The 12912-nt window shown below is 33.9% G+C and carries 8 protein-coding genes and 1 pseudogene; 5 read left to right on the forward strand and 4 right to left on the reverse strand.

Features of this window, described 5'->3' with window-relative positions:
- Positions 1-226, forward strand: a pseudogene (locus O9267_RS14400) (hypothetical protein); the annotation flags it as partial.
- Between the two features lie 69 nt (positions 227-295).
- A complete protein-coding gene (gene bioB, locus O9267_RS14405) occupies positions 296-1381 on the forward strand; it encodes a biotin synthase BioB (protein ID WP_298180793.1) in 1086 nt (361 codons plus the stop codon).
- 70 nt (positions 1382-1451) lie between these two features.
- Here the strand turns inward: bioB and O9267_RS14410 are convergent, their stop codons facing one another.
- The gene (locus O9267_RS14410; protein WP_298180795.1) at positions 1452-6287 is read right to left on the reverse strand and encodes a T9SS sorting signal type C domain-containing protein; all 4836 of its coding nucleotides are present in this window, start codon (positions 6285-6287) and stop codon (positions 1452-1454) included.
- Between the two features lie 123 nt (positions 6288-6410).
- Between O9267_RS14410 and O9267_RS14415 the strand changes: the two genes are divergently transcribed.
- Entirely contained in the window at positions 6411-6884 is a 474-nt protein-coding gene (locus O9267_RS14415; protein ID WP_298180797.1) for a regulatory protein RecX, read from the forward strand.
- Between the two features lie 21 nt (positions 6885-6905).
- On the opposite strand, the gene O9267_RS14420 is transcribed toward O9267_RS14415, so the two are convergent.
- The 3 genes from O9267_RS14420 to bioD all read right to left on the reverse strand — a co-directional run bounded on the left by O9267_RS14420 (position 6906) and on the right by bioD (position 10159).
- Positions 6906-8066 carry a beta-ketoacyl synthase N-terminal-like domain-containing protein gene (locus O9267_RS14420; RefSeq protein WP_298180799.1) on the reverse strand — a complete coding sequence of 387 codons (1161 nt, stop codon included), beginning with the start codon at positions 8064-8066 and terminating at the stop codon, positions 6906-6908.
- 101 nt (positions 8067-8167) lie between these two features.
- Positions 8168-9439, reverse strand: coding sequence for an adenosylmethionine--8-amino-7-oxononanoate transaminase (bioA, locus tag O9267_RS14425; RefSeq protein ID WP_298180801.1), 1272 nt, complete (start codon positions 9437-9439; stop codon positions 8168-8170).
- Positions 9440-9541: 102 nt separating this feature from the next.
- Positions 9542-10159 carry a dethiobiotin synthase gene (bioD, locus tag O9267_RS14430; protein ID WP_298180802.1) on the reverse strand — a complete coding sequence of 206 codons (618 nt, stop codon included), beginning with the start codon at positions 10157-10159 and terminating at the stop codon, positions 9542-9544.
- 95 nt (positions 10160-10254) lie between these two features.
- Here bioD and O9267_RS14435 point away from each other — a divergent pair, with 95 nt between their 5' ends.
- A complete protein-coding gene (locus tag O9267_RS14435) occupies positions 10255-11694 on the forward strand; it encodes a nucleoside recognition domain-containing protein (RefSeq protein WP_298180804.1) in 1440 nt (479 codons plus the stop codon).
- 201 nt (positions 11695-11895) lie between these two features.
- On the forward strand, positions 11896-12912 hold a 1017-nt coding region (locus O9267_RS14440; protein WP_298180806.1), incomplete at its 3' end, for a choice-of-anchor J domain-containing protein.

Here is a 12912-nt window from a genome sequence, read left to right on the forward strand (position 1 = left end):
AGGTATTTCACTTGGGATAATTGGTTTGTTGGTTTACTTAAATATTAATGGCGGAGAAGAATATATAAAAAAACTATCAAAATCTTTTTTACTTGGAGGCGACTTATCAATTGTTCAATATTCATTTGCTCTTTTTATTGAAGGAATTGCCTCAATACTTATAGTTTCATATATTAATGTTCAATTTTGGAGGTTGAAAAAAGGGTTAAATGAAGATTATGTTTAAAATTAAAACTAAATTAATTCAATGTGCTACAAAACATTTTAGTATTTTTGAAAAAAAGTTTTAAATTATATGAATACGCCAAGACATAACTGGACAAAAGAAGAAATTATAGCTATTTACAACAAACCTTTAATGGATTTGATGTACGAAGCTGCAACAATTCATAGAGAAAATCACGACCCAAATGTGGTTCAAGTTTCTACTTTATTATCTATAAAAACTGGTGGTTGCCCCGAAGATTGTGGCTATTGTCCGCAAGCAGCAAGATATCATACAGATATAGAAGGTAATGATTTAATGAGTGTTAATCAGGTAAAAGCACAGGCTTTACGAGCCAAATCAAGCGGTTCTTCTCGTGTATGCATGGGTGCGGCTTGGAGAAATGTAAAAGACGGACCAGAATTTGATCAAGTTCTTGAAATGGTTCGTACTATCAATAAATTGGATATGGAAGTTTGTTGTACGCTAGGAATGCTTACCGAAAATCAAGCGCAACGATTAGCCGAAGCTGGACTTTATGCATACAACCATAATTTAGATACTTCAGAAGAATATTATAAAGAAGTAATTTCGACTCGTGGTTTTGAAGACAGATTGCAAACGATAGATAATGTTAGAAAAACCAATGTAACCGTTTGTAGTGGTGGAATTATAGGAATGGGTGAAAGTATAGAAGATAGAGCAGGTATGTTAGTGGCTTTATCAACATTAAATCCGCAACCAGAATCAGTTCCGATAAACGCACTTGTTGCAGTTGAAGGTACTCCAATGGAAAATGAAAAACCTGTTGAAATATGGGAAATGATTAGAATGGTGGCAACCACTCGAATTGTTATGCCAGACACACAAGTTAGACTTTCTGCTGGAAGAACAGAAATGAGTAGAGAAGGACAAGCAATGTGTTTCTTTGCAGGAGCAAATTCAATTTTTGCAGGAGATAAACTTTTGACAACTCCAAATCCAGATGTGAATGAAGATATGAAAATGTTTGAAACTCTTGGTTTAATGCCACAAAAACCATTCATCAAACTAATGCAACCCAAAACAGTTGAAGCAGAAGATTCCCAATTCCAATCTTTAGGAGAAAAACCAAAATGGACAAGACCTGAACATAAGATTGAGCGTAATTTAGAGGCTTCAATTAGTAAGAAATAAAAGAATTTTATCAAAAATAAAACGCCCAAGCTAATTAAAGTTTGGGCGTTTTTCATTTCACATATTTTTTTTAGACTCTAATTTTTCGAGTTATTATCGAACCATTTTCAAGTTTAATTTTAACAATTACTATTTGATTAGAAATGTTCAAATTAGTGAAAGTGATTTCATTGTCTTTAAGATTGTTCTTTGAAACAATTTCTCTTCCAAGAATATCAAAGATTGTAACTTCAGACATTTTATCTACCAAAGAATTAATAGTAACTTGTTGTTTATCTTTACTATAAACGGAAATACTATTTGTATAATCAAAATTTTCAGTTCCTAATGAACTGTTTGTGAACTTTAATACAAAACGATTGTTTATTGCGCTACCTATTTCACTTTCAAAAACATAAGGACCATTATCAAAATCGTGAGTTGTATTAGTTAAATTATCTTGAAGATAAATTGATTGTCCATTTTCAAAAGTTCCTTCGGTATGATCAATAGAAATTGAATGTGTTCCTGCTTGAGTGATTTCAACTCCAAGAGGCACAATTTTTCCAGAATCAAAAGAACTCATTCCTTGAACCGCCAATCGCATGTCAGGATTGGTTGGAATGAAAGAGAAAAAGTCAAAATTCTCACCATTTTCCAATCTTGCACCATCATAATAAGGATTGTAATCATCTTCAGCATTTTCCAAGAATCCTACTAAAATCTGACGAGATTCACCAGTTGAAGCATTAAAGTTCAACCAAATTTTATTATTATTGTTTGAGGTATTTCTGTAAAAAGCGTTATTGTTTCCAGTAACACGTTGCGAATTATTGAAAGTTACGGTTCCGTTGCCAGTAACATTTGCATAAAAACCTTGGCAAGAATCAACATATCTATCAGGAACAGGACAACCAGAACAACTGCTAGCACTACCGCCAGTTCCTACTGTGTAAGTTACATAATCATCGTTTGTGAAGTTATACAACCAAGGACCAGGATTACTTGTTGAAATTGAAGTTTTATGTGTCCAAAAATAAAAAGTTCCAGTTAATATTGGGTTATCTGCTTTTAGTTCAACCAAATCTATTGCTGATGCATAAGGATTTCCTATTAGGTTATTGTTTGTGTGAGCTGCATTTGCTGTTGATGAAACATTCATGCTAGAAGCATTGTATAAGTCTTGTGAAACACTTACATTAACTAAACCATTATTTAATTTTCCTGCTACACCATTTGCATTAAAAACTACTGATTGTCCAGTTGGTCCATCTGCAGTTAGTCCCATTATAGAATAGCCTCTTCCCGGTGTTACAACATTTGTTCCTGCTTCTACAACCCAATCATCTCCACTATCATCAAAAGAGTCGGGAACACCTTGTAACTGCGGGAAACCTGTATCACCTAAGACTGTATTATAATTATAAATATCCAAAAATTTAGACGTGTCAAAACTAAATCTATAATTTGCAGGATTTGTTGCAAAAACACTACCAATTGTTTCACCTACAATTGGCGATGACCAAAAGGTATAGTCATATTGAACATAAGGAGTGCTTTTCTTGTTTACATTTATGGTTCCATTATTTGTGACAATTCCTGTGTCATCGGTTTGAGTTAAAGAAGCACCATCTTCAATTTCTAAAATACTATTTATTCCAATTGTTAAATTTTTTGCTGATAAAGTATAATGCCCTGTTTTTACAGTTAAATCTGACCCATTTGATAAGGTTAGACTTCCTTTTGCAATTAAATCAGAAGTAAAATCATCAGAAGTAAAATTGAAAGGATTTGCTAAATTTACATTAAAATAATTTTCAGGTGTTCCGCCAGCACAAACACTAGTTTGAGCTATAGTTCCGTTAAAATGAACAGTACCCTCACCTTCTTTAAAGAAAGTTTCATCTCTACTGTTTGTCCAATTTCCTTTTACATAAATTTGACCATCAGGAGTTCCATTCACCAAATCATCCATATTTAATGTTCCTGAAGCATTAATAGTTAAATTTCCATTAACTTCAAGTTTGTTATTTGAACTTGAAATAATTTGTACTTCTTTTGCACCAATTGTTAAATTATTACATTTAGCTATACCGCTATAATCGCTAGCTCCTGGAGCAGTACTAACAATAGAAGCAATGTTTGATGTTGCATAAGTAATATTTAGATTTACATCATCAGTAGCCTTGGGAACTTCTAGATTATGCCAGTTCCCACAATCAAACCAGTTTGTATTATCTCTACCTGTCCATACACCTGGTAAAAGAGGTGTTCCAACACTAAGTAAATACGTTTGACCTACGTGCATTCGTGTGTACCCATCACAATTTAATCTATTTGTCCAATTTAAAGGATCATTAATTCTAGAAATCCAATCGGTTTTAGAAGCAGGAGTCAATGGACCAGTGTATTCAATAAAATCAGTTGCAGCTCCAGGAAGCATGCTGAAACACCTTAATTCTAAAGGTAAACCAGACTGTTGTGTTGAATTTGCAAAAGAAGTCCAAGAAGTATTTGTGTTAAACGCAAATAGAAATGTTCCTGGAGTATAAACTGCATCATGAGCAGCACCTGGATTACTCCAAGATCCACCTTGCATGAAGAAAAGTTGGTCACCATTTGTGTTTAAGACAAGGCTTCCTGTAAAACCTGGAGCTTTTGTAAAGGCCCAATTTGAATCAGGTGAATTAAACTCCACAAATGGAGCATTATTTAAAAAACGAAAAGTAATAACGGTTCCAGCAGGAATAGTACTTCCATTTCGGGTTATTTGATAAACACCTTCAGTATCTCCCCATTGTAATGCATTAGCTCTTTCAAAACCGTTATCAGTCATATAAAAATAATCTCCATTTTGAATATCTTTAAAAGTAATAAAACTGACCTCATCATCTCCATTTGAATATCCACTCGGAGCAGGTGTACATGATGCTACATTTGAATTTAACCCTAAAACTGCAAAATCACCTTTAGTAAATTGTGTGGCAATTGTTATGTTAAAAGGATTACTAGTTGCTAAAGTTAGTGAACCTGATGAAGCTGTAAGAGTTAAACCTAATCCATCTATAGTATGCGTTAATCCAATATATGTTGAAACTCCTGCTACAGCATTTATAGAAATTGGTTCACCTGTCATAGTGCCTGAACTCGTTATACTTATTGCTGAAGTAAAATTAGTATCAACATTTCCACAATTATCTGTTGCTATAACGGTAACTGCTACACCCATTGATGATCCAACACTTGTTGTTGTTGGTTGAGTTCCAAAAAGAAGCTGAGTTGAGATAACATTAATTACGTTAGTGTTATTTGGATTAACAACAGCAGTAAAAGTTGTTTTATTAGAACCTGACGGATCAAAAGTCACATTTGTATTTGCAATTGAAAAGCCAAAATCCTCATTGTCAAAAGCATCTGCTCCAAGAGGACATTTTAATGACATTCGCAAAGACAAAACTTTTGAAGTATGGTCATCATCTGAAGCAGTAATATTTAGACCAGAAAATTGAATTTGTGTTGCAGAAACTGTTCCCGCTGCTAAACGAGTTGTTCCGTCAAAAAGCTCAATTGTATTAATTGCATCAGACCAAGTACCAACGTTATTAGTTGCTGATTGGGCAATTGTAAATGCCGTCAAAGTTGTTGGTAATATATCAGTATCATTAGTTGCACCACCATCTCGCAAAATAAAACGTAAAACTTCAACTCCAGTTGCTGAAGTCAAAGGAGCATTGTTGTTTATTAAACTTGAAATTGTTAAAGGAGAAACCCCGGTTATTACTAAATCAGAAGCTGCAGATGGAGGAATTGCTGGAGTACAAGTTTGTGTTCCACCAGCTAACCATGTTGTACCTTTTCTAACAAAAATTTTAAAAGAATATGAATTTCCATTTGTTAGCCCAGTTATTGTTCCTGAAGATGCTACAATGCCTTTATATACTACAAATCCTCCATCAAAAGATGTTCCAGAACCATATGCTAGATTTGGAGTATATGCTGTGCCGTCACCTACTGGTAATGTTGCGGTAAAAGCACCAACTTTTGCAACAAGCATTACTTGATCAAAACAGGCAGGATTGGTCCAAGTTGAAGAAGAACTTGCATTTCCGCAAGTAGAAATTAAGCTTGTTGGAGCAGCAAAATTATTGACAGTAAGATTTACTGAGTTTGGCGTTCCGGTTGTAACAGGATCATCACCTACAACTCTTATCCTATAACCAGTACCAGCAGGAATTGATGCAGGAATTATGGCTGCTATTGTTCCAGCTGTAGTTTGTGTCAATGAACCAATAACAGTTGGAGAAACAAAACTTCCTGTTGCATCCGATAATTGAGCAGTAAAAACATTGCCTGCATTGTAAGTTCCAGAAATTGTAAAAGGCACATTCACAGTAGCAGTTATTGTATTTCCAACACAAAAAGGCGAACCTGTAATTGCTGAAGTAGTAATAGTCGATGTTGCCGAAAGTGAAGTTATACTAACGTCGTCCATTGTCATATTTTGACTCCCTTTAGTAAAAGTCCAACGAACATACCTTGTTGAAGCATTTAGAGCATATGGACCTTTAGTAGTACAGGTTGTTGGTAAATCCGTAGTTGTAGATAAATTCACTATAGTAGTGTATGTTATACCATCATTAGATTGTTCAACAAGTAAGCTTGAAGTAGTAGTAGCATTTGATTTGACCACAAATGTTAGTTGGTCTGGTGCAGCATTTATATTTACAATTTTAGAATCGCCTGTGGTATCAAACTTTGCACCGTTACTCGTTGAGCAAGCAAATGAAGTCGTATATGAGTCAAGAGGACTATCGGCCCAACCAATTGGAGTTGTATCCCAAGTTGTTCTTGTTACAGGTAAAATCGCTTGCCCCCAACCAAATGTTAAAGTAAAAAAAGCAACTAAAAATAATATCTTTGTTTTCATATTAAATGAATTAAAAATGTAATTTAAAAAAAGATTTGGGGTTACAAATCTAAATCTAATTTGGTAAAATTCAATACATTTGCGTTATTAAATTATTAAGAAACAAACTTTATTAAAACCATTTTGAATCAACCAATTTCCTATACTCTTGAAGAAGCAAAAAAAAAATTGGAAGCCTATTGTGCTTATCAAGAACGATGCCATAAAGAAGTTGTCTCAAAATTATGGGATTTAGGTCAAAAACAAAATGAAATTGACGAAATTGTCGGTTATTTAATTAACCAAAATTTCCTAAATGAAGAGCGTTTTGCTTGTTCATTTGCAAGAGGAAAACACAGAATAAAATCTTGGGGAAGAATACGAATAGTAAACGAATTAAAATTCAGAAACATTTCACAACGTAATATTACAACCGCTTTAAAAGAAATTTCGGAAGAGGAATATAATGAAATATTTGATAAACTAGCCGAAAGAAATTGGGAAAGTTTGCATGAACGAAATTCATTAAAAAAAAGAAAGAAGTTTTGCGACTTTTTACTACGTAAAGGTTTTGAAAGTGAACTCGTTTATGAAAAAGTAAAAGAATTGGAGAAATAATTTTCAGTTTACAACTTGAAACTAAAATTCTTTACTTAACAAAATGCTAACCGCATTTCCACCAAAACCAACTGCGTTTATTAACACTTTTTTGATTTGTTTTTTAGGAAATTGCTTTTCAGCAAAAGGAACTTCAATGAATTGATTGTGTTGCATCATCAAAATAGCCATTTCCATATTTAACATTCCGGAAGCGCCAAAAGTGTGGCCGACTTTCCATTTATTGGTGGTTAACATTGGATGGTTTTGACCAAATACTTTTTGAATGGCTTTGTATTCTGATGTGTCGCCTTTTAAAGTTCCCGGCATGTGCATTACTATGGCGTCAACTTCTTCTAGATTGGTGTTTTGCAATGCCATTTTCATGGATTTTTGAAAGCAATTGGCTTCGTCTGATATCGAAATGTTGTGTTCAATATCGTCTGTTGCATAACCAATTCCTTCTATGTAAGCTAATGCGTTTTGGTTCTCTCCAACTTCTAAACAAGCAACTGCGGCACCTTCACCAAGAACCATAGTGTTTTTGATTTTTGTAAAATCGAATGCTCTACAAGCCCATTCGGAAGTTTCTTTAGAATATATTTTTAAAGCGTGCATCTGAGCAATAGTGAAATCGGTCAAAGGTGCTTCGCTTCCGCCTACTAAAAACTTGTTTGCCATTCCGGATTGTAACCAAGCAACGGCATTTAAAACGGCATGTAAAGCAGTGGAACATGTTATAGAATGTGAAATTTCTGGGCCGTTGTTTTTCAAATCGTGTGCAACCCAAGACGAAATATTTCCAAGAGTTGTTGTTGGCGATGCTAATGTTGACGTTTTTCCAGTTTCGAGAAATTCTTTGTGGTATTTTTCAAATAATTGTGTGGCGCCACGAGACGAACCAATGTTGATTCCGAATTCGTCACCGATTTTCCAACCTGCATTTTTTATGGCTTGACGCGAAACTAAAATGGAAAGTAAAACGGTTTCGTCTAGAGCTTTGTATTTGATTTCGCTTTTGTGTAACTCTTCAATTTCTTGTCTTATTTCTTCTGGAATTGTGGCTACATATTGATTGCTTCCGTTGAATTCTTTGGTTGAAATAAGGGTTTCATCAGAAAGATAGTTGTGCCAAATAACATCAGGATTTTTTCCTAAAGGTGAAATGGATGCAAGTGATGTTATGGCGATTTTAGTTTTCAATAGTAAAATTTTAACCACTAAGCACACTAAGCAATCACGATGAACACAAAGCTTAGCGCACTTAGTGCATTCTTTGTGACCTTTGTGGTTAAGTTACAAAATTACACTATTTCTAATGCTTTTTCGATTGTTTGATACACTTTTTCTAATTGATTTTTGGAAATTACATAAGGCGGCAAAATATAAACAATGTTTCCAACTGGGCGCAAAATGATGCCGTTTTCGATAAAGAAATTATAGAGTTTGTTGCGCATGGTTCCGTAATAACTTTCTTGAGAATTGGTTTTGATTTCGAGGGCAAAAATAACTCCGAGAATTCGTGTGGTTTTTACTTTTGGATGTGATTTTATTTTAGATTCAAAAGCCAAATGACTTTGATTTATTTCATTTATATTTTCTTGAATTTCAGAAGTTTGTAATAACGAAATACTTGCCAAAGCTGCGGCACAACCTGTTGGATTTGCAGTAAATGTATGTCCGTGAAAAAGAGCTTTGTTGGTGTCGTCATCATAAAATCCATCAAAGATTTCTTGAGTAAAAGTGGTGATTGCCATTGGAATTGTTCCGCCTGTTAATGCTTTAGACAAGCACATCATATCGGGTTTGTTTTCTAGATAATCTGAGGCGAATGTTTTTCCTGTTTTACCAAAACCTGTCATGACTTCGTCAGCAATCGTGAACACGTTATTTTGGTTACAAATAGCAATTAATTTATCTAAAACTTCTGGCGAATACATTACCATTCCTGCGGCTCCAAGTACTAATGGTTCAAAAATAAACGCTGCAAATTCGTTGGTTTTTACAAGATTTTCTAAAGCTTTTATAGTTTGTTCTTCGTTGCCTTGAGTCGGAACCGGAATACGAACAACTTCTAAAAGCGAACCTTTGAAGGCTTCTGTAAAAAAAGTAATTCCGCTGGCAGCCATGGCTCCGAAAGTGTCACCGTGAAAAGCATCTTCAAAAGCGATGACTTTAGTTTTTACTATTCCTTTGTTATAATTGTATTGTAAAGCCACTTTAATGGCTATTTCTACTGCAGTTGAACCATTATCGGAATAGAAAATTTTCTGTTGATTGGAAGGCAGAATTTCCATTAGTTTTTCTGATAATTCTACGGCTTTATTATGAGTAAATCCTCCAAATAAAACATGTTCCAAAGTAGTTAATTGCTCATAAATAGCATCAGCCATAACTTTGTTGGAATGTCCGAAAGGATTCACCCACCACGAAGCGATGGCATCGATATATTCTTTACCATTTTCATCCCACAACAATGCGTCTTTTCCTTTTACAATTGCAGGAAAATCGGCTACTGTTTTATGTTGTGTGTATGGATGCCAGTTGTGTTTTTTGTCTCGTTGTGAAAGATTCATTTTTATTAGAATATAGAAAATAGAGCATAGAATATAGACTAAGCGCTAAATGTTTTTGCAAAGATAACTAAGTCTATTTTCTTTATTCTATTTTCTCCTCTCTTATAATGTTAAAAGATTTTCTCGAAACAAATCAGCATAATATTGAATTACATTTTGATCGAAATAAGGCTCGTTATCTATTCTTCCTATGAATTTTGCTTTGGTTTTAGAAAGAATTATTTCTTCGGTAGCTTTATTTTCATCACCAGAAAAAATAATTCCAGAAACTTCAATCTTTCTTGATTTTAGAGCTTCAAAAGTCAATAAAGTGTGATTGATACTTCCCAAATAATGGCGAGAAACAATGATGACTTTGTAATCTTTTTGAATCAAATCTATTATACAATCTTCCTTGTTTAAAGGAACAAGAACGCCTCCAGCGCCTTCAATTACAAGATGATTTTTTGTTTTTGGTTCAATGATTTTTTTTAAATCAATTGTGATTCCGTCAATTGCAGCTGCTAAATGTGGACTCGCAGGTGTATTGAGTTTATAACTGTTTTCAAAAATTTGAGATTTGGGATTTGAGATTTGGGATTTTACTTTGTGACTATCAGAATTATCCAAATCACCTGCTTGAATAGGTTTCCAATAATCAGCTTCCAATGCTTGTGTTAGGATGGTTGATGCTACTGTTTTTCCGACATCAGTTCCAATTCCTGTTACGAATAGTTTCATAAAATAAGTTTGTTCAAAGGTCGTAAACTATAATTGGTTTTTAAAATAATTTCGTTTCAAGTTTAATAAATTTTATATTTACAAAAAAATAAATCATGGTATTAAGTAGATTTTGGTTAGTTATTTTTATTTCATCAATTGTATTTGTTATTATCAGTTTATTCACTGGCAACAGTTACACAATTGATCATGTTTTGAATGGAAAAAAAGATGATCCTATCCTAATTTCTGAAAAATATATAACCGAATTACCAGCTTTTATTAAAGACAGTATCGATAAAGCGCCTGAAAAAACAATGGTGATTAATCGCGATACGCTTACTATTGATACTACTTATGTTTATAAAAATAAAGTAGTTAAAATTTATAGTGGAGTTCAAAAATCAGATGGTTTATTACCAACTTGTAAAAGCACTTTGCTCGATTTGATTTTGCCTCTAATGGCCTATTTAGCCTTCTTCTGCGGATTAATGGAGCTTTTAATTATTTCAGGTGCTTCACAAAAATTGGCAAAGATTTTAAGTCCAGTTTTTGTAAAAGTCTTTCCTAGTATTCCTAAAAATCACCCATCAATTTCTTATATGACATTGAATTTCGCTGCCAATTTTCTTGGATTAGATTCGGCTGCAACACCATTTGGATTAAAAGCTATGGAAAGTTTACAAGAAATAAATCCCGAAAAAGACAAAGCTAGCGATGCACAAATCATGTTTATGTGTTTGCACGCATCTGGACTTACTTTAATTGCAACCTCAATCATTGGCTATCGTGCTGCTGCTGGTTCGGCAAATCCTGCAGATGTTATGTTGCCTTGTATAATTACTTCTTTTATTGGAACAATTGCCGCTTTTTTAATAGTTGGAATTAAACAAAAAATCAACTTCAAAAGTGCCTCTTTGGTTGCTGGATTAATGGGAATGATTGGAGCAATAATTGGATTGTTGATGTATGTAAATCAATTAGATTTGATTGGCAAAAACTATTTCACTACTAATCTTTCAGCTTTGATTTTGGTAGTAATAATTGTTTTCACTTTGATTTTATCATTTGTAAAAGAAAAGAAATTTATAGAAGCAAATACTACAGTTTATGAAGCTTTTGTAACAGGAGCAAATAATGGTGTAAAAACAGGAGTTACTATTTTTCCGTATGTTTTGGGAATGTTAGTTGCCATTTCACTGTTTAGAAATAGTGGATTATTTGAAATCATTAGCAATTGGATTGCCTTTGCTTTTTCCAACTTGGGTGTAAGCAAAGACATTACAGATGCGTTACCAGTTGCGTTACTTCGTCCTTTTAGTTCTGCTGGTTCTCGCGGTTTTTTAATAGATTCTATGAATACATTTGGTGCCGATTCGATGACAGGAAGACTGAGCAGTATTTTTCAATGTAGCGCCGAAAGTACTTTTTATGTAATTGCGGTTTACTTTGGTTCGGTTAATATAAAAAACACTCGATACGCTTTAGGAACGATGCTTTTGGTAGATGTAATTTGTGTAATTACTGCAATTTTTGTGGCAAGTTGGTTTTTTTAATAACAAAACCTGAAAAGTGTTGCTAAAAATTCAACGGAATCATTTTTTTTTGTTAAAAAAACACGCATTTACTCTTATAATGTTGCAGTTTGTCGGTTATAACAAATTTTATAGCACAACTTTGCGATAATTTTATATATTTGGGTTTTCTCAAAAAAAAATCAAACAAACAACCACCAACCATTTTAAATTTTCATAATTATGAAAAAAATTACTTTAGTATTTATACTGTTTTTTTGCACATTATTTGGCTATAGCCAATTAGCGCAAGAAGGATTTGAAGGTTCGGCAACGACTTTACCAACAGGCTGGAATGCTTATCACACTGGTTCAGGAACCACTCTTTTTGCTGCTACCAATTCGGCTACAGCAATTTGTGCAGGTTCTAATGCTGCTGTTATCAACAGACAGAATATTGGGCCAGGAAATTCTTCAAAAGATTATTTAATAACAAAGCAATTTAGTGTTCCAGCTAATGCTCAGGTACGATTCACAACTCGTCAGTCGTTTCAAGAAGATTTAGGAACTGTTTATAAAGTAATGCTTTCTACTAATGCTGATCCAAGTATATTGACAGCTTATGTTCAGCTAAAGTCTTACACTGAGAATGAAATGAATCCTGATGGATATAATACTTGTAAATTGCAAACAGTTGATATTCCAACAACAATTGCTACTGTAGGTCAAAATGTACACATTGCTTTTGTTAAAGAAGTCACCGCAACTCCAACAACTTGGGGTGAAAGATGGGGATTGGATGATATAAGTGTGGTTTCTAAATGTTTGCCAGTATCAAACCTGACTTTTACCAACCCTACAGCTACAAGTGCAACTTTAGGTTGGACAATTCCAGCAGGATCAACCACATGGAATTTAGAATATGTTGTATTAGGACAGGGATTTACAGGAATACCTAATGTTGTAGGATTAACAGCGGCATCAACTGGAATTTCTATTACAGGAAATGTGGTGACTTATATTTTAGGAAGTTTAACTCCTAATACGCAATATCAATTTTCAGTTCAAAATGTTTGTGCACCAGGAAATGAAAGTGAATGGAGTTTACCATTTAACTTTAACACTCTTAATTATGGTGCTGTTTGTGCTGATCCAATTCAGGTTACAGCTTTACCTTATCAAAATTCTGACAATACAGGAAACTTTTTAGATTTAGTAGATGTTGCTCAAGGAGCGGGTTGTGGAGCTGCACCAGCCGCT

The sequence above is a fragment of the Flavobacterium sp. genome (assembly GCF_027531705.1).
GTDB lineage: Bacteria > Bacteroidota > Bacteroidia > Flavobacteriales > Flavobacteriaceae > Flavobacterium.